A 23,085-nucleotide genomic window follows, 5' to 3' on the forward strand; every position below is an offset into this window, starting at 1 on the left:
TGCGGGGCCGCGTCGATCCGGTGACAACCTCGCCAGGAGACTAGGCTGTTCCCAGGTGCTCGGCACCCCGACACCCCGGATCCCCCGCGCGGATCCCCACCCGCGACTCGCCTCAGGAGACACTTTCGATGAGCACCCCCTCGGACCAGAAGGCACAGAACATCCTCGACGCCCTCGGGGGTCAGGGCAACGTGGTCGACCTCGAGCCGTGCATCACGCGCCTGCGCGTCGAGGTCACGGACCCGCAGCTCGTCGACGAGGCGCGCCTCAAGGCGACGGGCGCGTTCGGCGTCGTGCGCTCGGGCCGCGTCGTCCAGGTCATCGTCGGCCCGGAGGCCGACAACCTCGCCGCGGAGCTCGACGGCCTGCGCTGAGTCCCCACCGGGTCCCTCCGCGCGGAGGGACCGGCGCCGTCGTGGTCGTGCCCGACGGCGCCGCGCGGCTCAGGACGCCGGGCCGCCCGCCGCGTCCTGCACCACGGTCGCCGCGGCGGCGCCGCGCCGCTCGCGGGCCGCCTGCGCGGACCGGTCGCCCGTGTCGTCGGGCCGGTCGTCGGGCCGGTCGTCGGGCCGCGCGTCGGTTCGGTTGTCGGCCCGGTCGTCGGGCAGCGACGGCGAGTGGTCGAGGACGACCACCTGCTGCGCCCCGGCCAGCGGGACGCGGGCGTCGGAGAGCGCCTGCCGGACGCGCGAGCGCAGCGCGCGCCACCTCCCACTGCATCGCGGCCTGCGTCTTGACCTGCACCCTGAGCTGCAGCGCCTCGGCCGTCATGGCCTCGATGCCCGTGACCTCGGGCGGCTCGAGGAAGTACGTGCCGAGCACCGGGTCGCTCCCGACCTCCTCCGCGGCCGCGAGCAGCGCCGCGCGCACGGCCTCGACGTCGGCCCAGTACGCGACGCGCACGTCCACCACCGCGCGACCCCACTCCTGGGTCTTGTTGCCCGTCCGCAGGATCTCGCCGTTGCGGACGAACCACAGCGTGCCGTTGCCGTCGCGGACCTTCGTCACGCGCAGCGCGACCTCCTCGACGGTGCCCGTGACCTCGCCGAAGTCGACCGTGTCCCCGACGCCGTACTGGTCCTCGAGAAGCATGAACGTGCCCGAGAGGAAGTCCTTCACGAGGCTCTGCGCGCCGAAGCCCAGCGCGACGCCCGCGATGCCGGCCGACGCGAGGAACGGCGCGATGTTCACGCCGAGCTCGGTGAGCACCATGAGCACGATCGTCGCGCCGATGACGATGTTCGCGGTCGAGCGCAGCACCGAGCCCACGGTCCGCGCCCGCTGGGCCCGGCGAGCGCTCGCGAGCGGGTTCGCGCGCAGCAGCACGCTGCCGACCTCGGATCCGCCGAGGCCCTTGAGCCGCTTGCCGCGGAGCGTGGGCGTGCCCTCGGCGATGTGCTCGGAGACGCGACGGATGAGCCGGCGCACGACCGCGAGGACGAGCGCCCCGATCACGACGATGAGCAGCACGCGCAGCGGGAGGCCGACGAACCACTCGAACCAGTCGTCGGGGTTGCTCGGGTCGAAGCCGTTGCTCAGCTCTTCCGGGACCTCCGCGGGCACGCGCACGGCAGGAGCGAGAAGGGGGAGGGACATGCCGGCAGGGTACCCGGGGCACATGAGAGCGCCACGGGCACGCCGGGCGATCGTCCTGCTCGCAAGGCCCTGGTCTGGCAGGATGCAGGCGTGAGCGAACCCCCGCAGACGGACCTGCCCGAGCCGTTGGTGCAGCTGGCCGACGCCCACGGCGTCGCGTCCGACTTCTGGGACTTCGACGGGACGCGCCGCCAGGTCCGGGCCTCGACCCTCGTCGCCGTGCTGGAGGCCCTCGGCGTCCCCGCGTCGTCCCCGGAGAAGGTCGCCGTCAGCCTCGAGCACTCGCGCGACGACGCGTGGCGGCAGATGCTGCCCCCGACCGTCGTCGTGCGGGAGGGTGACGCCGTGCCGGTCCCCGTGCACGTGCAGGACGGCGCTGCCGTCGACGTGTGGGTCGAGCTCGAGGCGGAGCAGGGCCGCTCCGGCGTCGCCGGGCACCACGCCGCGCGCGCCCCCCGGGAGCGCCGCGACCTCGGCCAGCTCGACGTGTTCGTCGAGCCGCGCACCGTCGACGGCCGGCGCGTCGGCCGCGCGACGTTCGAGATCCCGGCCGACCTGCCCCTCGGGTGGCACGACCTGCACGCCGAGAGCGACGGCGCCCACGCGCGCGCGACGCTCGTCGTGACGCCGCAGCGGCTCGAGCTGCCCGCCGCCGTCGCGGAACGGCGCGCGTGGGGCTTCATGGCCCAGCTGTACTCGGTGCGCTCGCGCGCGTCGTGGGGCGTCGGCGACCTGGCCGACCTCGCCGACCTCGCCTGGCTCGCCGCGCACGAGGCCGGCGCGGACTTCGTCCTCGTCAACCCGCTGCACGCCGCCGAGCCGCGCACGCCGATGACGCCCTCGCCCTACCTCCCGACGAGCCGCCGCTTCGTCAACCCGCTGTACATCAGGGTCGAGGACATCCGCGAGACGGGGTACCTGTCCGCGGCCGACCGCTCGCTCGTCGAGTGGGCGTTCGACCCGGTGCGCGACCTCGACACCGACCCCGGTCCCATCGACCGCGACGCCGCGTGGGAGGCCAAGAAGGCGGCGCTGGAGGTCGTGTTCACCGCGCCCCGGTCCACCGCCCGCCAGGCGTCGCTCGACGCGTTCCGCGCCGAGCAGGGCAAGGGGCTCGAGGACTTCGCCACCTGGTGCGCGCTCGCCGACCACTACGGCGACCGGGACTGGCCGCCCGGCGCGTCCGACCCGAACGGCCCGACCGTCGCGGCGCTGCGCGAGCAGCTCGCCGACCGCGTGGAGTTCTACTGCTGGCTCCAGTGGGTCGCCGACGAGCAGCTCCGCGTCGCGCAGCGCACCGCGCGCGAGGCGGGGATGTCGGTGGGGATCATGCACGACCTCGCGGTCGGCGTGCACCCCGAGGGCGCCGACGTCTGGTCGCACCGTGGCGTGCTCGCCACCGGGGTGTCCGTCGGGGCGCCGCCGGACATGTACAACCAGCAGGGGCAGAACTGGTCCCAGCCGCCGTGGCACCCGCGGGCGCTCGCGCGGGCCGGGTACGCCCCGTACCGCGACATGCTGCGCACCGTCCTGCGGCACGCGGGCGCGATCCGGATCGACCACGTCATCGGCCTGTTCCGGCTGTGGTGGATCCCGGGCGGCGCGCGCGCCGACGCGGGCGCGTACGTCCGCTACGACCACGAGGCCCTCGTCGGCATCCTGTGCCTCGAGGCGCACCGTGCGGGCGCGATGGTCATCGGCGAGGACCTCGGCGTGTTCGAGCCCTGGGTCCGTGACTACCTCGCGGACCGCGGCGTCCTCGGCACGTCCGTCCTGTGGTTCGAGAAGACCGACGACGGCCGCCCGCTGCCCCCGGAGGACTACCGGCGCCTCGCGCTCGCGACCGTCACGACGCACGACCTGCCGCCCACGGCCGGGTACCTCGCGGGCGAGCACGTCGAGCTGCGGGACCGTCTGGGCGTGCTCACGGAGGACGTCGCCGACGTGCGGCGGGCCGCGCGCGCCGAGCGGGACGCGATGATCGCGTTCCTGCGCGAGCGCTCGCTCGTGGGCGAGGACCCGTCCGAGCGCGAGCTCGTCGAGGCCCTGCACCGCCTCGTCCGCAGCACCCCGGCCGTGCTGCTCGGCGTCTCGCTGGCCGACGCGGTGGGGGAGCGCCGCTCGCAGAACCAGCCAGGCACGGACCAGGAGTACCCGAACTGGAGGGTGCCGCTCGGCGACTCGTCGGGCAACCTCGTCCTGCTCGAGGACCTGTTCGACTCCGCCCGCCTGCGCTCGCTCGCCAAGGCGATGAACGACTCCCTCTGACCGGCCGAGCCGGCCGAGCAGGCCGTCCTGGTCCGTCCTGCTCGCCGCACGCGCCGGGATCGCCTGCTCGCCGCGCCGGTACCGCCTGGTCGCGGACCCGCGCGGGACGACGAGCGCCGGGCCGCCCCGTCGTGCGGAGCGACCCGGCGCGCGGTCGTGAGGGGTGCTGACCCGAGGGGTCAGGCGTCGGCGGCCTGGGCCGCGAGGGCGCGCTCGACGCCGGCGAGGTTCTCCACCACGAGCCGGCGCAGCGCCGGGGCGGCGTCGGCGTTGGCGTCGAGCCACTCCTGCGTCGCGTCGCGCAGCACCGTGCTCGCGAGCGGGGCCGGGTAGAGGCCCGTGACGAGCGCCTCGGCGATGTGGTACGACCGCTGGTCCCACAGGGGGAGCAGCGCGTCGAAGTACGCGCCGACGAGCGGGGCGAGCGACTCGGGGTCGTTGACGTGCTGGAACCCGAGCGTGGTGGCGCGGACGATCGCGTTGGGGGCGTCGTCCGAGCCGACGAGGCGGTCGAACGCGGCGCGCTTCGCCGCGGCGGTGGGCACCGTCGCGCGGGCCCGTGCGGCGGACTGCTGACCCGTCGCGGTCGAGTCGGCGTCGAGCGTCGCCTCGATCTCGGCGTCGTCCGCGAGGTCGAGCAGGACGAGCCCCTCGAGGATCTCCCAGCGCAGGTCGGTGTCGATCTCGAGCCCGTCGAGGGCAGCGGAGCCGTCGAGCAGCGACCGCAGCGCCTCGCCGTGCGCGGGCGTCGACGCGAGGTGCGCGAAGAACTTCACGAGCTGGAACTGCAGGTCCGAGCCGGGGGCCGCGTCCTGCGCGAGCGACCAGAGCACGTCGCCGACGTGCGCGAGCGTCTCGTCGCGGCGCTCCGGGGCCACGTACGTCTTCGCGGCGAGCGCGAGCTGGTTGAGCGTCGTGCGGATCGTCGTCGACTCGGTCTCGCGGGCGATGTTGCCCAGCACGAGGCGCACGTAGTCGCGGGCCGGCGTCTCGCCGTCGCGCGTCGCGTCCCACGCGGAGCCCCAGACGAGCGAGCGGGCCAGCGGGTCGGCGAGGTCCGCGAGGTGCTCGGTCGCGACCTGGAGCGACGCGGGGTCGAGGCGGATCTTCGCGTACGCGAGGTCGTCGTCGTTGAGCAGGACGAGCTGCGGGCGGTCGAGGCCGAGCAGCTCGGGGATCTCGGTCCGCGGGCCGGCGACGTCGACCTCCGTGCGGTGCACGCGGGTCAGCACGCCGTCGACGAGGTCGTAGAAGCCGATCCCGAGCCGGTGCGGGCGCAGCGTCGGGTGGTCGGCCGCCGCCGTCTGCACCACGGAGAACGTGGTGAAGCGGCCGTGGGCGTCGAGCTCGAACTCGGGCCGCAGGGTGTTCACGCCCGCGGTCTCGAGCCACAGCGCGGACCACTCGGTGAGGTCGCGGCCGCTCGTGGCCTCGAGCTCGACGAGCAGGTCGCGCAGCTCGGTGTTGCCCCACGCGTGCTTGCGGAAGTACGCCGCGACGCCGGCGAGGAACTGCTCCTTGCCGACCCACGCGACGAGCTGCTTGAGCACCGACGCGCCCTTGGCGTAGGTGATGCCGTCGAAGTTGACGAACACGTCCTCGAGGTCGTTGATCGTCGCGACGATGGGGTGCGTCGAGGGCAGCTGGTCCTGGCGGTAGGCCCAGGACTTCTCCATCGCGGCGAACGTCGTCCACGCCTCGCGCCACTCGGTCGCCTCGGCGGTCGCGAGCGTCGACGCGTACTCCGCGAACGACTCGTTGAGCCACAGGTCGTTCCACCACTTCATGGTCACGAGGTCGCCGAACCACATGTGCGCGAGCTCGTGGAGGATCGTCACGACGCGACGCTCCTTGACGGCGTCGGTGACCTTGGACCGGAAGACGTACGTCTCGGTGAACGTCACGCACCCGGCGTTCTCCATCGCGCCCATGTTGTACTCGGGCACGAAGAGCTGGTCGTACTTGTCGAACGGGTACGGGTGCTCGAACGCGGACTCGAAGAACGCGAAGCCCTCGCGCGTCTTGTCGAACACGTAGTCGGCGTCCATGTGGTCGGCGAGCGACGCGCGGCAGAAGACCCCGAGCGGGATCGTGCGGCCGTCGGACGACGTGAGCTCGCTGCGCTCCACGACGTACGGCCCCGCGACGAGCGCGGTGATGTACGACGAGATGCGCGGCGTCGGCTCGAACGCCCAGCGCGCGACCTCGACGTCGCCGGCGCCGGTGCCGGTCGGGTCGGCCTTCGTGCCGAGCGCCTCGGGCGCGGGCGTCGGCTGGTTGCTCACGACCTCCCACGCCGCGGGCGCGGTGACCGTGAACGCGAACGTCGCCTTGAGGTCGGGCTGCTCGAAGACGGCGAACACGCGCCGCGAGTCCGGGACCTCGAACTGCGTGTAGAGGTAGACCTCGCCGTCGACCGGGTCGACGAACCGGTGCAGGCCCTCGCCCGTGTTGGTGTACGCGCAGTCGGCGACGACGCGCAGCTCGTTGTCGGCCGCGAGGCCGTCGAGCGCGATGCGCGAGTCGGCGAACACCTGCGCCGGGTCGAGCGCACGGCCGTTGAGCACGACCTCGCGCACGGTCGGCGCGACGAGGTCGACGAACGTGCTCGCGCCCTCGGTCGCGGTGAACCGCACCACGGTCGTCGACGCGAACGTCGTCGCCCCCGTCGTGAGGTCGAGGTCGACCTCGTAGGACTGGACGTCGACGATCGCCGCGCGCTCGCTCGCCTCGGCGCGGGTGAGGTTCTCTCCGGGCACTGCATCTCCTCGGTCTCGTGGTCGGGCCGGTCGGCCTCGACGGCGGCCTGTGGGCCACGGACGATCATCCCACGCGTGCCCGCGCCCGCTCCCGGGAATACGCTGCCCTCGCGCGGTGTCGGAACGGGGTGGGGACGCCGTCGGCCCGGCCGCCGCGCCCCGGCGACCCGGACCCCGGGCGCGCCCGACGACGAAGGAGACCGCCCCGTGACGCTCACCGCGACGACCGACCCCACCGCGACCGAGGACGACCTGCGCGTCGCCGACTTCTGGTTCGACCCCGTGTGCCCGTGGGCGTGGATGACGAGCCGCTGGATGGGCGAGGTCGAGCAGGTGCGCGACGTCACCGTCCGCTGGCACGTGATGAGCCTCGCGGTGCTCAACGAGGGCCGCGACCTGCCGGAGGAGTACCGCGAGCTCATGGCGAAGGCGTGGGGCCCGGTGCGCGTGGTCACCGCCGCGCGCGTCGAGCACGGCGAGGACGTCGTCAAGCCCCTCTACGACGCGATCGGGACGCGCCTGCACCCGGGCGGCCGCACCGACTACGACGCCGTGCTGCTCGAGGCGCTCGCGGAGGTGGGCCTGCCCGCGTCGCTCGCCGAGGCCGCGGGCTCCGACGCCTACGACGAGCAGCTGCGCGCGTCGCACGCCGAGGGCATCGGTCGCGTGGGCGAGGACGTCGGGACGCCCGTCGTCGCGTTCGGCGGGACGGCGTTCTTCGGCCCCGTGGTGACGCCCGCGCCGAAGGGCGAGGCCGCTGGCCGGCTGTGGGACGGGTGCGTCCTGGTCGCGAGCACGCCGGGCTTCTTCGAGCTCAAGCGCACGCGCACGCAGGGCCCCGTCTTCGACTGACGTCGGGCACGGCGCTGCCGTCGTGCGGACGCCGTGCGGACGTCGTGCAGACCCCGGGGGCGAGGGCGTCGCGGGGCTCCCGGGGTTCGACCGGTGCGGGTGGCTCGTGCCATGCTTCGTCAGTTCGCGGGCGGTTCCAGGAGCGCCCGCCGCCCGGTCGCGCCGGGCGAGTCCGCCGAGGAAGCCCGCGAGGAGCCGAGCATGTCCCCGAACGCACCCGTGCCACCGCCGCCGCCGCCCCCCGGCGGCGTCCCGGGGGCCGCGGTCGGTCGTGACGACGCCCAGCCGACCACGGCGTTCGCCCCCGTGCCCGCGCACGGGACCTCGGGGCCGCCCTCGTTCGCCCCGACGAGCGGCCCGACGGCCCAGGCGCCGCGCGCGACGCCCGCGGACGGCCAGCCGACCGTCGTCGCGTCGGCGTCGTCCTTCCAGGCGACGACGGTCCAGCACGTGACGCCGATCACCCAGCTCCCGACGGCCGCGCAGCCCGCGGTCCCGGCGCCCTCGCCGTCGCCGGTGCCGCCGCAGCGCGTGCGCTACGCGACCGAGCAGAACGGGTTCGGCGTCGCGGCCCCGGTCGGGACGGCCGCGGGCCGTCCCGGCTACGCTCCGGGTGACACGGCGGCCGGTCACGCTGCGGCCGGTCCGTACGGGGGCGCGACCGCGGCGTACGAGCCGACCGCCCAGCCCGCCTACGCGGCCGCCACGCCGCCCGCGCAGCAGCCCGCCTACCACCCGCCGGCCTCGGCGGCCCCGGCCGCCGCCGCCCCGCGCGCTTCGTCGGGGGGCACGGGCGCCCCGTCCGGCCCGTCGACCGGCCGGCGCGGCGGGGACGGCGGCGGTCGCGGCTCGGACCGGCTGGGCGCGGGGTGGATCGCGTTCATCGTCGTCGACGCGCTGCTCGTCCTCGGGGCGATCGTCTTCGCGATCTCGCTGCTCGGCGGCGGCGACGAGGAACCGCTCGGCGGGGCGTCGACGTCCCCGGCGGCGACCGCCACGGACGGCGCCGAGGAGACGGCACCGGCCGAGCCCACGGTGTCCGAGACGTTCGCGTCGGAGTCGCGGAACATCACGTGCGAGGTGACCGACGTCAGCGCGACGTGCGTGATCGCCCAGCTCGGCACGCAGCCCGCCCCGGTCGACGGGTGCGACGGCACGGTCGGCTACAAGGTCGTCCTGGACGCCGACGGCAGCGTCGACCAGCCGTGCGTGCCCGCGGCGGAGCAGCCGCAGCCCGCGCCGGGGGACACCGCGATCCTCGACTACGGCACGTCCACGACGGTCGGCCCCTTCACGTGCGACAGCGCCGAGACCGGCATGACGTGCCGCGACGACGCCACGGGCAAGGGCTTCACCATCGCGCGCGCGGGCATCCGGACGCTCTGACCGGCCCGACCACCACGCAGGAGGGCCCGCGGCGGGACGACCCGCCGCGGGCCCTTCGCGCGTCCGGGGTCACCAGATGCGCACGCGCTCCTCGGGGGCGAGGTAGAGCGCGTCGCCCGGCTGCACGTCGTAGGCGTCGTAGAACTCGTCCACGTTGCGCACGACCCCGTTGCAGCGGAACTCGTTGGGCGAGTGCGGGTCCGTCGCGATGCGGCGCACGACCTCCTCGTCCCGGCCCTTCGACTGCCACACCTGGGCCCAGCCGAGGAACACGCGCTCGATGCCCGTGAGCCCGTCGACGACGGGCGCCTCCTCCAGCGGACGGCCGAGCGCGATGCGGTACGCCTTGAGCGCGATCGACAGGCCGCCGAGGTCGCCGATGTTCTCGCCGATGGTCAGCGCGCCGTTGACGTGCGGGCCGTCCTCGCCGAGCTGCGCAGGTCGGTACGCGTCGTACTGGGCGACGAGCGCCGTCGTGCGCTTCTCGAACTCCTCGCGGTCGCGCGCCGTCCACCAGTCCTCGAGGCGGCCCGCGCCGTCGTACTTGGAGCCCTGGTCGTCGAAGCCGTGACCGATCTCGTGGCCGATCACCGCGCCGATGCCGCCGTAGTTCACGGCGTCGTCGGCCTCGGGGTCGAAGAACGGGGGCTGCAGGATCGCGGCGGGGAAGACGATCTCGTTCATGCCCGGGTTGTAGTAGGCGTTGACCGTCTGCGGCGTCATGAACCACTCCTCGCGGTCGAGCGGGCGCCCGATCTTGCCGAGCTCGCGGTCCTGCTCGAACGCGTGGGCGCGGCGCACGTTGCCCACGAGGTCGTGCGCGTCGACGACGAGCGCCGAGTAGTCGCGCCACCGCACGGGGTAGCCGATCTTCGGCGTGAAGGCCTCGAGCTTGGCGAGCGCCTTCTCCTTCGTCTCGTCCGTCATCCAGTCGAGCGTCGTGATCGACTCGCGGTAGGCGGCCACGAGGGAGGCGACGAGCTCCTCCATGCGCGCCTTGTGCGCGGGCGGGAAGTGCCGCGCGACGTACTGCGCGCCGACGGCCTCGCCGAGCGCGCCCTCGACGACGGAGACGGCGCGCTTCCAGCGCTCGCGCACCTCCTGCGCGCCCGACAGCGTGCGCCCGTAGAAGTCGAAGTTCGCCTCGACGAGGTCCTCGGAGAGGTAGGGCGCCCGGGCGGTGACGAGGTGGTACACCATCCACAGCTTCCAGTCCTCGAGCGGCTCGCTCGCCCAGAGCTCGGCGAACCCGGCCGCGAAGTCCGGCTCGCGGACCACGACGTCGTCGAGCGAGCCCTGCGGCGCGCCGAGCGCGAGGACCCACGCGCGCCAGTCGAACCCGGGGGCCTCCTGGACGAGCGCGGCGAGCGTCCGCGGGTTGTAGGTGAGGTCGGCGTCGCGGTCGCGCACGACGTCCCAGTGCTTCGCGGCGAGCCTCGTCTCGAGCGCCATGATCCGCTCGGCGGCGTCCTCGGGCGTCGCGCCCCACGTCTCGGCCGTGACGCCCGCGAGCGCGAGCATGCGCGCGACGTGCGGCACGTACTTCGCGCGGACGGGGGCGTACTGGTCCTCGCGGTAGTACGCCTCGTCCGGCAGGCCGAGCCCGGACTGGTAGAGGTAGGCGACGTACCGCTCGGGGTCCTTCGCGTCGTTGTCGACCCAGAAGCCGACGGCGCCCGCGCCGCCCGTGCGCTGGAGGGCGCCGAGCGCCCCGGTGAGCTCGGCCTGCGTCGTGGCGGACGCGATGAGCGCGAGGTCGGGCTGCAGGGGCGTGGTGCCGAGCGCCTCGATCCGCTCGGTGTCCATGAAGCTCGCGTAGAGGGCCCCGACCTTCGCCGCGTCCGGCCCGACGTCTGCGCCGCCCGCCGCGACCTGCTCCCCGAGGTCCGTGATGATCTCGCGGACGTGCACCTCGGCCTGGTCGTGGAGCGCCCGGAACGCGCCGTCCATCGCGCGGTCGGCGGGGATCTCGTGCGTCGCGAGCCAGCGGCCGTTGACGTGGCGGTACAGGTCGTCCTGCGGGCGGACGGCGGGGTCCAGCGCGTCGAGGTCGATGCCGGAGCGCGTCGCGTCGGGGGTGCCGGACGAGGCCGGAGGCGTGGACGTCGGGGAGGTCTGTGTCATGCGTCTCAGGCTACGGCCTCACCTCGGCGGCGAGGGGGCCCGCTGGGGCATGATGAGCCCATGCGCGTTCACATCGCCGCGGACCACGCCGGCTACGAGCTCAAGACCCATCTCGTCGAGCACCTGGGGGCGGCGGGTCACGACGTCGTCGACCACGGTGCCCACACGTACGACGCGCAGGACGACTACCCGTCGTTCTGCTTCGCGGCGGGCGAGGCGGTGGCGGCGGAGCCCGGTTCGCTGGGCGTCGTCATCGGCGGCTCCGGCAACGGCGAGCAGATCGCGGCGAACAAGGTCGTCGGCGTGCGCGCCGCGCTCGCCTGGAACCTGGAGACCGCGCGCCTCGGGCGGCAGCACAACGACGCGAACGTCGTCGCGGTGGGCGCGCGCCAGCACTCGGTGGACGAGGCGGTCGCGCTCGTCGACGCGTTCCTCGCGGAGCCGTTCAGCGGCGACCCGCGCCACCAGCGCCGCATCGACCAGCTCGCGGCGTACGAGGCGGCGCGCGGCACCTCGGCCTGACGTGCCCGAGGGTCACACCGTCCACCGCCTCGCGCGCGCCTTCGGCGAGCTCTTCACGGGCGAGCCGCTCACGGTGAGCAGCCCGCAGGGCCGGTTCGCCCCCGGCGCGGCCCTGCTCGACGGGCGCGTGCTCGTCGCGAGCGAGGCGTGGGGCAAGCAGATGTTCCTCGGCTTCGCCGCGCCGGGTGCCGCGTCCGACGACGTCCGCTGGCTCCGCGTGCACCTCGGCCTCTACGGGGCGTGGACGTTCGCGGGCGACGGCAGCACCGCCGTCGTGCACGCGATCGGCGCGCCCCGGCGCCGGATCGGTGAGCGTGAGACCGTCCCGGCGGGCCCGGGGGAGGTGCCCGGCGCGCCCGACGGCGCCTGGTCGCCCCCGCCGCCGCGCGGCGCCGTGCGCGTCCGGCTCGTCGGCGCGCACGCGGTCGCGGACCTCACGGGCCCGACGGCGTGCGAGGTCGTCACGGCCGACGAGAAGCGTGCGGTCGAGGACCGGCTCGGGCCGGACCCGATCCGCGACCCGGGCCCCGGCGAGCCCGACCCGCGCGACGCGTTCGTCGCCGCGGTGCGGCGCTCGCGCAGCCCCGTCGGGCTGCTCCTCATGAACCAGGACGTCGTCGCGGGCGTGGGGAACATCTACCGCGCGGAGGCGCTGTTCCGGGCCGGGCTCGACCCGATGCGCCCCGGTCGCGACGTGCCCGCGGAGGACCTGCGGACCCTGTGGGACGACCTCGTCGTGCTCATGCACGACGGCGCGCGCACGGGCGCGATCGTCACGACGCGCCCCGAGCACCGCGACGACGGCGCGGGCGAGGCTCCCGACGAGCCGGCGACCGGGAGACGGCGCGTGCGGCAGAACACGGACGTCGCTCCCGACGCCGTGCCCGCGGACGAGGCGTTCTACGTGTACCACCGCGACGGGCTGCCGTGCCGGGTGTGCGGCACGCCGGTGCTCCTCGAGGAGCTCGCGGGGCGCAACCTCTTCTGGTGCGGCGTCTGCCAGACGTGACGGCGGGCGCGCCCGGGACCCGGGTGCGCCCGCCCGGTCAGAACACCCAGCTGCACACCGGGGCGACGGGCCAGCCGAGGGCCGCGCTCGTGCGCGCGAGCGCGCCGGGGGAGTGCTCGGTGACCAGACCTGCCGCGCCGAGGGCCGCGAGCGACGTCCCGCCCAGGTAGGTCGCGCCGAGCTCGCGCACGTCGAGGGAGAGGTCCGCCGCGTCATCGGTCCGCTCGGCCGTCGCCGGGCCGAAGGCCTCCGCCCGCAGCCGCCAGCGCCCTGCGTTGTCGGGCAGGCGCTCGTCGGTCACGTGCAGCACGACGTCGACGTCCGCCGCGTACCGGCGCGCGGCGAGCGCGCCGGGCACGTCCACGACCCGCACCCAGAGGTTGTCCGCGAGGCGAGGCGACGCGGAGCGCGGGTCCACGAGCAGGCTCGTGACGACGTCGTCCACGGGCAGCATGAAGGGCGTCACCTCGTGCGTGAGGTCGAGGTCGGTGAGCATGCCCCACAGCGCGCGGGCGGCCGCGGCGTCGAGCGCGACGACCTCGCCCGTGCTCACCGGGCCGCGCGGGCCCGTGGCCTCCCACGAGAGCTTGCGGTGGAAGCGCGCGTACCCGCGCGGCTCGCCGTCGAGCTCGACGATCGCGATGCGCGTGGGCTCGCGGTCCTTGCGCCAGACCTTGGCGTCGTCCCAGAACGTCGCCTGGAGCTCGGGGGTCTCGCGTGTCGCCCACCCCGGACGGTTGATGCCCGCGCCCTGGCCCGTCGGGTCGGCGCCCGCGCGCTCGTGGATCGTCGCGACGAGCTCGCCGTGCCGCGCGCGGTCCGCGCGCTCGATGCGGACGGTGTGCCGCTCCGCGCCCGGGACGTCGCGCAGCGCGACGCCGCGCGGGACGGTGAGGCGCACGTCGTCGGCCGCCTTGCCGTACCCGAACCGGCCGTAGATCGCGGCCTCCGCCGCGAAGAGCGCCGAGACCGGCTCGCCCCGCTCGCGGCACCGGGCGAGGTGCGTGTCGATCATCGCGCTGAGGATGCCGCGCCGCCGGTGCGCGGGGTGGACGCCCACCCAGGTGAGGCCCGCGACCGGAGCGGTCGCGCCGGGGACCGGGAAGCGCGCGAACGGGTACGACGCGTGCATCCCCACGAGCTCGCGCCGCACGGGACGCGCGCCGTCGACGGGCGGCGCGTCCGCGTCCTCGTGCTCGACCGTCACGCCGAGCGCGCGCTCCCAGGTGAGCGGGAACGGGAGGTCGACGAGCTCGTCGACCTCCACCGGCGAGGGGAACGTCGTGGTGTCGAGGTCGAGCACGTCGCGCAGGTCGGCGGACGTGAGGGGGACGAGCTCGTAGCCGTCCGGGAGGCGTGCGGGTCGGTGGTCGCTCATGCCCCCGATCCTCCTGTCCCGGGCCGTGCTCGCGCCAGGACATTCGCGACGGCTAGGGTCGGGCGCCATGGCACGACGCACCCCCGGACGCGGCGGCGACGACCGCGCCGACCCTCGCGCCCTCGCCCAGGAGTACGCGACCGCGGTGCTCGACCTCGTGCGGCGCGTCCCGCCCGCGCGGGCCATGACCTACGGGCTCGTCGCGGAGATCGTCGCGGAGTCGCTGGGGCGGGGCGGCCCGCGCCAGGTCGGGCAGGTGCTCGCCGGGTCGTCCGGGGTGGACGACGACGGCGCCCCGGTGCCGTGGTGGCGGATCGTCAACGCGGCGGGGTCGCCGCCCGCGCACCACCTCGACGCGGCGCTCGCGGAGCTCCGCGCCGAGGGCTGCCCGCTGTCGCGCGACGGGCGTCGCGTGGACCTGCGCCGGGCGGTGTGGTTCCCCGGCGCCGACGGCTGACCGCGCGGCGCCGGGCCGGTCAGCCCGGGGTCGGGGCCGCGAGGAGCGGGGCGAGCGTCTGCACGGCCGTCGCGTCGCCCTGGACGAGGAGCGTCGTCACCGCCGTCTCGCGCCACGCCGCGAGGTCGCTCGCGATCTTCTCGGGCGGGCCGACGAGCGCGACGTCCTCGACCATCGCCGTCGGGACGGCGGCGGCCGCGAGGTCCTTGCGTCCCGCGAGGTAGTGCGCCTGGATCTCGTCGCACGCCTCGGCGTACCCGAGGCGGTCGAGCGCGTCGCGGTGGAAGTTCGCCCCCTTGGCGCCCATCCCGCCGACGTACAGCGCGAGGAACGGGCGCACCTGGTCCGCGGCCTGCTCGACGTGCTCGCGCACGACGACGGGGACGGTCGCGCTCACCTCGAACGCGGACTCGGGCGAGCGCTCGGGCGCGCGGCGCGCGAAGCCGTCCGCGAGGAGCTCGCGGAACGTCGCGTCCATGCGCGGCGAGTAGAACAGCGGGAGCCAGCCGTCCGCGATCTCGGCGGCGAGCGCGATGTTCTTCGGCCCCTCGGCCGCCAGGTGGATCGGGAGGTCGGCGCGCAGCGGGTGGACGGTCGAGCGCAGGGGCTTGCCCAGCCCGGTCCCGACGCCGTCGGGCAGGGGGAGGGGGTAGTGCGGGCCGGACGACGTCACGGGCGCCTCCCGGCGCAGGACGTCGCGCACCACCTGCACGTACTCGCGGGTCCGTGCGAGCGGCTTCGCGTACGGCTGGCCGTACCAGCCCTCGACCACCTGCGGCCCGGAGACGCCGAGGCCGAGGACGAACCGGCCGCCCGAGAGGTGGTCCATCGTCAGCGCGGCCATCGCCGTCGCGGTCGGGGTGCGTGCGGAGACCTGCGCGACGGCGGTCCCGAGGCGGATGCGGGTCGTGCGCGAGCCCCACCACGCCAGCGGCGTGAACGCGTCGGAGCCGTAGGCCTCCGCGGTCCAGACCGAGTCGACGCCGAGGCGGTCGGCCGCGACGACCGCGTCCTGGATGCCGTCGGGGGGACCGGCGGACCAGTAGCCGGTGTGGATGCCGAGGCGCATGCGCGCTCCTCCTCGTCGAGGGTCGTGGTGCCGGGACCGGCGGCCACGGACGGGCGGCTGCGGCCGGCGGTGAGCGGGCGGTACCCGAGGGCGCACCGGGCAGGGGGTATCCGGTACGCGCGGTCTCAGGTACCGCCCACGACCACACTAGCCGATCCGGGGCCGCCCCCGGCGTCCTCCTCAGATGACGTACTCGATGAGGAGCGACGGGTCCTCGACGGCCTCCCGCGCGGCGGGCGTGCCCGCCGGCATCCGGACGGTGGCCGGCACGCCGACGGCGACCGCGCCCGCGGGCACGTCCTTGACGACGACGGCGTTGGCGCCGACCTGGACGTCGTCGCCGACCCACACCGGCCCGAGGATCTTCGCCCCGGCGCCGACGACGACCCGGTCGCCGAGCGTGGGGTGCCGCTTGCCCCGCTTCATCGAGCGCCCGCCGAGCGTCGACGTGTGGAACAGCACGACGTCGTCGCCGACCACGGCCGTCTCGCCCACGACGACGCCCATCCCGTGGTCGATGAACAGCCGTCGGCCGATGCGCGCGCCGGGGTGGATCTCCACGCCGGTGAGCGCGCGCGCCGCCTGCGACACGAGCCGCGCCGGCAGGCGCAGCAGGGGCTCGCGCCACATGCGGTGCGCGAGCCGGTAGGCCCACACGGCGTGCACGCCGGGGTACGCGAGAGCGACCTCGAGGCGGCTGCGCGCGGCGGGGTCACGCCGTCGGGCCGCCTCGAGGTCCTCGCCGAGCACGCGCACGAACCGGCGCAGCCGGTGGCCGGCCGTCCGTGCGCGGGGGTGGGGGTCGGTCACGTCAGTCCAGCAGGTCGGCGTAGAGGACGGAGGACAGGTAGCGCTCGCCGAACGACGGGATGATCGTCACGATGAGCTTGCCCGCGTTCTCGGGACGCGCGGCGAGCTGCAGCGCGGCGGCGATCGCGGCGCCCGAGGAGATCCCGACGAGCAGGCCCTCCTCCTTGGCAGCGCGGCGCGCGTACTCGACGGCGGTCTCGGCGTTGACGTCGATCACCTCGTCGTAGACCGAGGTGTCGAGGATCTCGGGCACGAAGTTCGCGCCGATGCCCTGGATCTTGTGCGGGCCGGGCTGGCCGCCGTTGAGGATGGCCGACTCCTCGGGCTCGACCGCGACGATCTGCACGCCGGGCTTGCGCTCCTTGAGCACCTGGCCGACGCCCGTGATGGTGCCGCCCGTGCCGATGCCCGCGACGACGATGTCGACCGCGCCGTCGGTGTCGGCCCAGATCTCCTCGGCCGTCGTGCGGCGGTGGATCTCCGGGTTCGCCTCGTTCGCGAACTGGCGGGCGAGGATCGCGCCCTCGCGCTCGGCGACGATCTCGTCCGCGCGGCTGACCGCGCCCTTCATGCCCTCGGAGCCCGGCGTGAGGATGAGCTCGGCACCGAACGCGCGCAGCAGCGCGCGGCGCTCCTTCGACATCGTCTCCGGCATCGTGAGCACGACGTCGTACCCGCGCGCCGCACCCACCATCGCGAGCGCGATGCCGGTGTTGCCGGACGTCGCCTCGACGATCGTCCCGCCCGGCTTCAGCTCGCCGGACGCCTCGGCGGCGTCGATGATCGCGACGCCGATGCGGTCCTTGACCGAGTTGGCGGGGTTGTAGAACTCGAGCTTGCCCACCACGGTGGCGCCGAGCCCCTCGGTGAGCTTGTTGAGCCGGACCAGCGGGGTGTTGCCGACGAGCTGCGTGACGTCGTCGTAGATGCGTGCCATGTCTTCCTCTTCTGTCGACGGCTCGGGGTGAGCCGGGTGGGGGTACCGATGGGGAGCGGGGCGCGCCCGGTGGCCGGGGTCCAGCGTCTCGCGGGGGCGGCGCGGGCGCGCGCGGGCGACGGGACGGGCTCGGGCGGGACGAGGGGCGTGCGCGGGCGTGCCGGGGCACGCGGGGACGGCCGTCGTCAGCGGCAGCCGAGACAGCGACAACAGGAGGTGCGCGGCGCGGCGCGGTGCAGCGATGCAGGACGCGCGGTCGTCGCGGTCATTCCTCGCTCCTCCTGGTCGGTCGCGCCGGGGGAGTCGCCCGGAGCTCCGGGCGGGCCGACGGCGCGCGTGCCCCGAGGCTATCGGTCCGTGGCGCGGCCCTGCAACGCCGTCCGCGGGGCCCAGGAACGACGACGGGCGCCTCGCCGGGGAGGCGGGGCGCCCGTGGGGTCGTGGGACGAACGGAGCGGGCGACGGGAATCGAACCCGCGTAGCCAGTTTGGAAGACTGGGGCTCTACCATTGAGCTACGCCCGCGCGGGCCTCGGCTCGCCCGGTGGTCGGCCTGTGCGGCCGCCCGGGACGGCGTGCCACCGACCTGCGGCCGCCACCCTAGCAAACGTCGGCGGGCCGCCCGTGCCGCGGCGTTCCCCACGCGGCGGCCCGTCGGTCGCGCCCCGTCCCGCCAGTACACTTGCCCCTGGTCCGCCCGCCGTGGCGGACGACGGGGTGTGGCGCAGGTTGGTAGCGCGTCCGCTTTGGGAGCGGAAGGTCGCAGGTTCAAATCCTGTCACCCCGACCTTCGCGCGGCGCCCTGCGGGGCGTCGCGGGACGTCGTCGACGTCCGGGCCGCCGTGGCGGTCCCGTCCCGGGAGGTGCCCGTTGACCCCGTCCTCCGCGACCGCCGGTCCGGCAGCCCGCGTGACCCTCGCCGCGCTCGTCGCCGCGGGCAGCGGTGCGGTCCTCTCGCTCCAGGGACGCCTCAACGGCGACCTCGGGGCAGCGGGCACGGGGCCCGTCCTCGCCGCGTGGCTCTCCTACGTGGGCACCCTCCTCGCGACCGTGCTCGTGGTGGTCGCCCGCCGCCGCGTCCGGTCCACGCTCGCCGTCGTGCGCTCGTCCGCCTCGTGGTGGTGGTTCGCCGTCGGGCTGTGCAGCGTGCCGATCGTCGTCGCGATGGCCGCCGGGATCCCCCTCGTCGGGGTCGCGGTCGCGTCCGTCTGCTCCGTGGCCGGCCAGACCGTCGCCGGGCTCGCGCTCGACGCGCGGGGCGTCGGGCTGCCCGCGCCGCTGCGGCTCACACCGCGTCGTGCGGGCGCCGGCCTCGCGGCGCTCGCGGGTCTGGGCATCGCGGTGCTCGGGAGCAGCGCGGGCGGTCCCGGGTGGGCGGTCGTCGCGGCCGGTGCGGCGCTCTTCGTGGGCGGCGCGGTGCTGTGCGGGCAGCAGGCGGGCAACGGCCGCGTCACCGAGCTCACGGGCGACCCGGTCGTGGCGACCCTCACCTCGGTCACGGGCGGGCTCGCGGGGATCACGCTCGTGTGCGCGCTCGGCGTCCCGTTCGGCGTGCTCGACGGCGTCGTGCTGCCCCCGCAGTGGTGGCTCTACCTGGGCGGGCCGCTCGGGACGGTCGTCACCGTCGCGGCCGCGTTCGCCGTGCGCCACCTCGGCACGCTCGTCCTCACGCTGACCGTCGTCGGGGGCCAGATGGTCATGGCGGTCCTGCTCGACGTGCTCGGCGTGGTGGGGCTGCGCTGGCCGACCGTCGTCGCGACCGCGGTCGTCGCGCTCGCGGTGCTGCTCGTCGTGCCCCGGCCGGGACCACGGCCCGGATCGGGGTCAGGTTCGAGGTCAGGCTCGAGGTCAGGATCGAGGTCGGGTCCGCGCGTCGGGCGCGCTTGACCGCTCGCGTACGATGGGACGGTTGCCCGTACGCCCGCGTGCGGTGCCGTCCCCGGCCGCCCGCGGCCCGCCCCGATCAGTTGGAGATCATCGAAGTGAAGAGCGCCGTCGAGACCCTGGACCCCACCAAGGTCAAGCTGACCGTCGAGGTGGAGTACGACGAGCTCAAGCCGAGCATCGACCACGCCTACAAGCACATCGCGGAGCAGGTGAACATCCCCGGCTTCCGCAAGGGCAAGGTCCCGCCCCGCGTCATCGACCAGCGCGTCGGCTGGGGCGCCGTGATCGAGCACGCCGTCAACGACGCGCTCTCCGGCTTCTACCGCCAGGCCGCGAGCGAGGAGAACCTGCGCCCCCTCGGCCAGCCCGAGGTCGAGGTCACCGAGATCCCGGCGAAGGCCGGCGAGGGCCAGCTGGTCTTCACCGCCGAGGTCGAGGTCCGCCCCGAGATCACGCTGCCCGCGCTCGACTCGCTCGCCATCACCGTCGAGCCCGCCGAGGTCACGGACGAGGACGTCACCGAGCGCCTCGACGCGCTGCGCGAGCGCTTCGGCACCCTCGTCGGCGTCGACCGCCCCGCGGCCGAGGGCGACTTCGTCGTGCTCGACCTGAAGGCCGAGATCGACGGCGAGGAGGTCGACTCCGTCTCCGGCGTGAGCTACCAGATCGGCTCGGGCAACATGCTCGAGGGCCTCGACGAGGCGCTCACCGGTCTCTCGGCCGAGGAGACGACCACGTTCAACGCGCCGCTGGCAGGCGGCGAGCACGAGGGCAAGGAGGCCGCGGTCACCGTGACCGCCACGTCCGTGAAGCAGCGCGACCTCCCCGAGGCCGACGACGACTTCGCCCAGCTCGCCTCCGAGTTCGACACGCTCGAGGAGCTCACGGCGGACCTGCGCGAGCAGGTCGCGAGCATCAAGACGTCGAACCAGGCCGTCGCCGCGCGCGACGAGCTGCTCAAGGCGCTCAACGACGCCGTCGAGATCCCCGTCCCCGCGGGCGCCGTCGAGGCCGAGGTGCACCGCCACCTCGAGTCCGAGGGCCGCCTGGAGGACGACACGCACCGCGCCGAGGTCACGGTCGAGGCGACCGACGCCCTGCGCAATCAGATCCTGCTCGACACCCTCGCCGAGCAGCTCGAGATCAAGGTCGCGCAGAACGAGCTCCTCGAGTACCTCGTGAGCGCCTCGCGCCAGTACGGGATGGACCCGAACCAGTTCATCCAGTCGCTCGACCAGGGCGGGCAGATCCCCGCGATGGTCGGCGAGGTCGCGCGCTCCAAGTCGCTCGCCGTCGCGCTGCGCCAGATCGAGGTCAAGGACACCGCCGGCAACGTCGTCGACCTGACCGAGTTTATCGGCTCTGACGACGAGGACGCCGCCGCGGACGAGTCCGTCGAGGACGTCGCGGGCGAGCCGGTCGAGGAGGCGCTCGTGGACGACTCGGCCGCCCCCGCCGCCGACGCCCCGGTCGAGGACGACGAGAAGGACGCGACGAAGGCCTGACGCGTCGCCGGCCCCCGGCCGGACGGTCCCCACGACGGCCCGCACCCTCCGCGCGAGGGTGCGGGCCGTCGTCGTCGGCGAGGGGGCGTGGTGCCTGGTGCGCCGTCAGCGAAAACGCGGCCCGCCGGGACGAACGGCGGGCACGGACCGCGTTAGGGTCACTGCAGCACGGCTGGACCGGGACGCCGTCCCGGCCGGCCAGGGCAGCGCAGGCGGGGGCGACCCGCGGGAGCGACGAAGGAGATGGATGTGAACGAGCTGTACCTGCCGTCCGACGCGACGGCCCCGGTGAACCGCGCCGAGGGTCCGGGCCTCGGACTCAACGACTCCATCTACAACCGGCTCCTCAAGGAGCGCATCATCTGGCTCGGCTCGGAGGTGCGCGACGAGAACGCGAACGCCATCTGCGCCCAGATGATGCTGCTCGCCGCGGAGGACCCGGACAAGGACATCTGGCTCTACATCAACTCGCCCGGCGGCTCGATCACGGCCGGCATGGCGATCTACGACACGATGCAGTACATCCAGCCCGACGTCGCGACGATCGCCATGGGCATGGCGGCGTCGATGGGGCAGTTCCTGCTCTCGTCCGGCACCAAGGGCAAGCGGTACGCGACGCCGCACGCGCGCGTCATGATGCACCAGCCGTCCGGCGGCATCGGCGGCACGGCGACCGACGTGCGGATCAACGCGCAGCTCATCATGCACATGAAGCAGGTGCTCTCCGAGCTGACGGCCGAGCAGACCGGCAAGCCGCTCGAGCAGATCCTCAAGGACAACGACCGGGACAGCTGGTTCACCGCGCAGGAGGCGCTGGAGTACGGCTTCATCGACCACGTCGTCACCAACGCGTCGTCCGTGACCGGCGGCGGCGGCACCACGGGTTCCTGACCCCGCACCGGACACCAGACTTCACCGAGGAGAACCCGTGAGCTTCAGCGCCGAGTCCCAGTACCTGTCCACCGCCCAGCGCCTCGCCGGCCCCGCGGCCCGCCCCGGCGGCATCGCCCTGCCGGGCGGTGCGCCGTCCGCCCGCTACGTGCTCCCGCAGTTCGAGGAGCGCACCGCCTACGGCTTCAAGCGACAGGACCCCTACACCAAGCTGTTCGAGGACCGCATCATCTTCCTGGGCGTCCAGGTCGACGACGCGTCCGCGGACGACGTCATGGCCCAGCTCCTCGTGCTCGAGAGCCAGGACCCGGACCGCGACGTCATCCTCTACATCAACTCGCCGGGCGGGTCGTTCACCGCGATGACCGCGCTCTACGACACGATGCAGTACATCAAGCCCCAGATCCAGACGGTCTGCCTCGGCCAGGCGGCCTCGGCCGCGGCCGTGCTGCTCGCCGCGGGCCAGCCGGGCAAGCGTCTCGCGCTCCCCAACGCGCGCGTGCTCATCCACCAGCCCGCGATGGAGGGTGGCGGCTACGCGCAGGCGTCCGACATCGAGATCCACGCGAACGAGCTCATCCGCATGCGCGAGTGGCTCGAGGACACCCTCGCGCTGCACTCGGGCAAGTCGGTCGAGCAGGTCCGCCAGGACATCGAGCGCGACAAGATCCTCACCGCCGAGCAGGCGAAGGAGTACGGCCTCGTGGACCAGGTCCTCGAGAGCCGCAAGGCCGTCGCGGTCAACAAGCCGTGACCCGGTCCGCCTGACCACGCGCCGCGCCGCCGTCCCCGCCGGGGTCGGCGGCGCGACACGTTGCGCCCCGTGCGGAGAGCCCACCTGACAACGGGGGCCCCGTGGTGTGGAATGGGGAGCAGGACCCGCTCGGCCGTGCCCGGGCCCCGCGCCGTCGAACCCGACGGGCGGAGGACCGGTCACCGGGACAAGGAGACGCGTAGTGGCTCGTATCTCAGACGGTGCCGACCTGCTGAAGTGCTCGTTCTGCGGCAAGTCGCAGAAGCAGGTCAAGAAGCTCATCGCGGGCCCCGGCGTGTACATCTGCGACGAGTGCATCGACCTCTGCAACGAGATCATCGAGGAGGAGCTCGCCGAGGCGACGGAGCTCGGTCTCACGGAGCTGCCCAAGCCCAAGGAGATCTTCGAGTTCCTCGAGCAGTACGTCATCGGCCAGGACGCCGCGAAGCGGGCCCTGGCCGTCGCCGTCTACAACCACTACAAGCGCGTGCAGGCGGGCGAGCAGGCCAAGCCCTCGAACCCGGACGACGCGGACTACGTGGAGCTGGCGAAGTCGAACATCTTGTTGATCGGTCCGACGGGGACGGGCAAGACGTATCTGGCGCAGACGTTGGCGCGGATGTTGAACGTGCCTTTTGCGATCGCGGACGCGACGGCGCTCACCGAGGCGGGGTATGTCGGTGAGGACGTGGAGAACATTCTGTTGAAGCTGGTGCAGGCGGCGGACTTCGATGTGAAGAAGGCTGAGACGGGCATCATCTACATCGATGAGATCGACAAGGTGGCGCGTAAGGCGGAGAACCCTTCGATCACGCGGGACGTGTCGGGTGAGGGTGTGCAGCAGGCGTTGTTGAAGATCATCGAGGGCACGTCGGCGTCGGT

19 protein-coding genes and 2 tRNA genes are annotated in these 23,085 nt (G+C 74.3%); 13 read left to right on the forward strand and 8 right to left on the reverse strand.

The genetic code is table 11. The features are described from left to right. The first annotated feature begins 128 nt into the window (after positions 1-128). Positions 129-374: a PTS sugar transporter subunit IIB gene (locus tag E1O70_RS19135; RefSeq protein ID WP_043658687.1), complete on the forward strand. Its 246-nt coding sequence runs from the start codon at positions 129-131 to the stop codon at positions 372-374. On the opposite strand, the gene E1O70_RS19140 is transcribed toward E1O70_RS19135, so the two are convergent. After that, complete coding sequence (locus E1O70_RS19140; RefSeq protein ID WP_240696773.1) at positions 319-1,596, reverse strand: mechanosensitive ion channel family protein; 1,278 nt, start codon at positions 1,594-1,596, stop codon at positions 319-321. The genes E1O70_RS19135 and E1O70_RS19140 overlap by 56 nt on opposite strands. 90 nt (positions 1,597-1,686) lie before the next feature. On the opposite strand from E1O70_RS19140, the gene malQ reads away from it, so the two are divergent. After that, positions 1,687-3,864, forward strand: a complete 2,178-nt coding sequence (gene malQ, locus E1O70_RS19145) for a 4-alpha-glucanotransferase (protein ID WP_061269271.1) — start codon at positions 1,687-1,689, stop codon at positions 3,862-3,864. A 179-nt stretch (positions 3,865-4,043) separates the two neighbouring features. Here the strand turns inward: malQ and pepN are convergent, their stop codons facing one another. Beyond that, positions 4,044-6,623 carry an aminopeptidase N gene (pepN, locus tag E1O70_RS19150; protein WP_061269272.1) on the reverse strand — a complete coding sequence of 860 codons (2,580 nt, stop codon included), beginning with the start codon at positions 6,621-6,623 and terminating at the stop codon, positions 4,044-4,046. A 207-nt stretch (positions 6,624-6,830) separates the two neighbouring features. On the opposite strand from pepN, the gene E1O70_RS19155 reads away from it, so the two are divergent. After that, entirely contained in the window at positions 6,831-7,475 is a 645-nt protein-coding gene (locus E1O70_RS19155) for a mycothiol-dependent nitroreductase Rv2466c family protein (RefSeq protein WP_370670929.1), read from the forward strand. A gap of 201 nt (positions 7,476-7,676) precedes the next feature. Then, positions 7,677-8,861: a hypothetical protein gene (locus tag E1O70_RS19160; protein ID WP_128957529.1), complete on the forward strand. Its 1,185-nt coding sequence runs from the start codon at positions 7,677-7,679 to the stop codon at positions 8,859-8,861. Between the two features lie 69 nt (positions 8,862-8,930). On the opposite strand, the gene E1O70_RS19165 is transcribed toward E1O70_RS19160, so the two are convergent. Beyond that, positions 8,931-10,985, reverse strand: a complete 2,055-nt coding sequence (locus E1O70_RS19165) for a M13 family metallopeptidase (protein ID WP_061269275.1) — start codon at positions 10,983-10,985, stop codon at positions 8,931-8,933. Between the two features lie 60 nt (positions 10,986-11,045). On the opposite strand from E1O70_RS19165, the gene E1O70_RS19170 reads away from it, so the two are divergent. Both E1O70_RS19170 and E1O70_RS19175 read left to right on the forward strand, forming a co-directional pair. Continuing rightward, the gene (locus E1O70_RS19170) at positions 11,046-11,507 is read left to right on the forward strand and encodes a ribose-5-phosphate isomerase (protein ID WP_021482425.1); all 462 of its coding nucleotides are present in this window, start codon (positions 11,046-11,048) and stop codon (positions 11,505-11,507) included. Position 11,508: 1 nt separating this feature from the next. After that, positions 11,509-12,516, forward strand: coding sequence for an Fpg/Nei family DNA glycosylase (locus E1O70_RS19175; RefSeq protein ID WP_061269276.1), 1,008 nt, complete (start codon positions 11,509-11,511; stop codon positions 12,514-12,516). A gap of 37 nt (positions 12,517-12,553) precedes the next feature. Here the strand turns inward: E1O70_RS19175 and E1O70_RS19180 are convergent, their stop codons facing one another. Further along, positions 12,554-13,894, reverse strand: coding sequence for a GNAT family N-acetyltransferase (locus E1O70_RS19180; protein ID WP_061269277.1), 1,341 nt, complete (start codon positions 13,892-13,894; stop codon positions 12,554-12,556). Positions 13,895-13,961: 67 nt separating this feature from the next. On the opposite strand from E1O70_RS19180, the gene E1O70_RS19185 reads away from it, so the two are divergent. Next, entirely contained in the window at positions 13,962-14,351 is a 390-nt protein-coding gene (locus E1O70_RS19185) for an MGMT family protein (protein ID WP_082774822.1), read from the forward strand. Between the two features lie 19 nt (positions 14,352-14,370). On the opposite strand, the gene E1O70_RS19190 is transcribed toward E1O70_RS19185, so the two are convergent. The 4 genes from E1O70_RS19190 to E1O70_RS19205 all read right to left on the reverse strand — a co-directional run bounded on the left by E1O70_RS19190 (position 14,371) and on the right by E1O70_RS19205 (position 17,691). Beyond that, positions 14,371-15,420 (reverse strand): LLM class F420-dependent oxidoreductase, encoded by a 1,050-nt coding sequence (locus tag E1O70_RS19190; protein WP_061269278.1) that lies wholly within the window; start codon positions 15,418-15,420, stop codon positions 14,371-14,373. A 180-nt stretch (positions 15,421-15,600) separates the two neighbouring features. Next, entirely contained in the window at positions 15,601-16,230 is a 630-nt protein-coding gene (gene epsC / locus E1O70_RS19195) for a serine O-acetyltransferase EpsC (protein ID WP_061269279.1), read from the reverse strand. Between the two features lies 1 nt (position 16,231). After that, positions 16,232-17,167, reverse strand: coding sequence for a cysteine synthase A (cysK, locus tag E1O70_RS19200; RefSeq protein ID WP_021482934.1), 936 nt, complete (start codon positions 17,165-17,167; stop codon positions 16,232-16,234). 453 nt (positions 17,168-17,620) lie between these two features. After that, positions 17,621-17,691, reverse strand: a tRNA-Gly gene (locus tag E1O70_RS19205). Between the two features lie 188 nt (positions 17,692-17,879). Between E1O70_RS19205 and E1O70_RS19210 the strand changes: the two genes are divergently transcribed. The 6 genes from E1O70_RS19210 to clpX form a co-directional block, all read left to right on the forward strand. Then, positions 17,880-17,953, forward strand: a tRNA-Pro gene (locus E1O70_RS19210). An 83-nt stretch (positions 17,954-18,036) separates the two neighbouring features. Beyond that, complete coding sequence (locus E1O70_RS19215) at positions 18,037-19,053, forward strand: DMT family transporter (RefSeq protein ID WP_082774823.1); 1,017 nt, start codon at positions 18,037-18,039, stop codon at positions 19,051-19,053. Positions 19,054-19,148: 95 nt separating this feature from the next. Then, on the forward strand, positions 19,149-20,558 hold the full coding sequence (gene tig, locus E1O70_RS19220; RefSeq protein WP_061269281.1) for a trigger factor: 1,410 nt from the start codon (positions 19,149-19,151) through the stop codon (positions 20,556-20,558). Positions 20,559-20,801: 243 nt separating this feature from the next. Beyond that, positions 20,802-21,449, forward strand: a complete 648-nt coding sequence (locus tag E1O70_RS19225) for an ATP-dependent Clp protease proteolytic subunit (protein WP_044144211.1) — start codon at positions 20,802-20,804, stop codon at positions 21,447-21,449. 37 nt (positions 21,450-21,486) lie between these two features. Further along, a complete protein-coding gene (locus E1O70_RS19230) occupies positions 21,487-22,203 on the forward strand; it encodes an ATP-dependent Clp protease proteolytic subunit (RefSeq protein WP_021482022.1) in 717 nt (238 codons plus the stop codon). 202 nt (positions 22,204-22,405) lie between these two features. Then, the coding region (gene clpX / locus E1O70_RS19235) for an ATP-dependent Clp protease ATP-binding subunit ClpX (protein ID WP_134724206.1) at positions 22,406-23,085 on the forward strand (680 nt) is incomplete at its 3' end.

It is taken from the genome of Cellulosimicrobium funkei, assembly GCF_004519295.1.
Taxonomy (GTDB): Bacteria; Actinomycetota; Actinomycetes; order Actinomycetales; family Cellulomonadaceae; genus Cellulosimicrobium; species Cellulosimicrobium funkei.

Bases quoted from the DNA above. Each gene is read 5' to 3' on its own strand.
- E1O70_RS19135 (WP_043658687.1), top strand. From the start codon at position 129: ATGAGCACCCCCTCGGACCAGAAGGCACAGAACATCCTCGACGCCCTC.
- E1O70_RS19140 (WP_240696773.1), bottom strand. From the start codon at position 1,596: ATGTCCCTCCCCCTTCTCGCTCCTGCCGTGCGCGTGCCCGCGGAGGTC.
- E1O70_RS19160 (WP_128957529.1), top strand. From the start codon at position 7,677: ATGTCCCCGAACGCACCCGTGCCACCGCCGCCGCCGCCCCCCGGCGGC.
- E1O70_RS19165 (WP_061269275.1), bottom strand. From the start codon at position 10,985: ATGACACAGACCTCCCCGACGTCCACGCCTCCGGCCTCGTCCGGCACC.
- E1O70_RS19170 (WP_021482425.1), top strand. From the start codon at position 11,046: ATGCGCGTTCACATCGCCGCGGACCACGCCGGCTACGAGCTCAAGACC.
- E1O70_RS19180 (WP_061269277.1), bottom strand. From the start codon at position 13,894: ATGAGCGACCACCGACCCGCACGCCTCCCGGACGGCTACGAGCTCGTC.
- E1O70_RS19185 (WP_082774822.1), top strand. From the start codon at position 13,962: ATGGCACGACGCACCCCCGGACGCGGCGGCGACGACCGCGCCGACCCT.
- E1O70_RS19190 (WP_061269278.1), bottom strand. From the start codon at position 15,420: ATGCGCCTCGGCATCCACACCGGCTACTGGTCCGCCGGTCCCCCCGAC.
- cysK (WP_021482934.1), bottom strand. From the start codon at position 17,167: ATGGCACGCATCTACGACGACGTCACGCAGCTCGTCGGCAACACCCCG.
- E1O70_RS19225 (WP_044144211.1), top strand. From the start codon at position 20,802: ATGGATGTGAACGAGCTGTACCTGCCGTCCGACGCGACGGCCCCGGTG.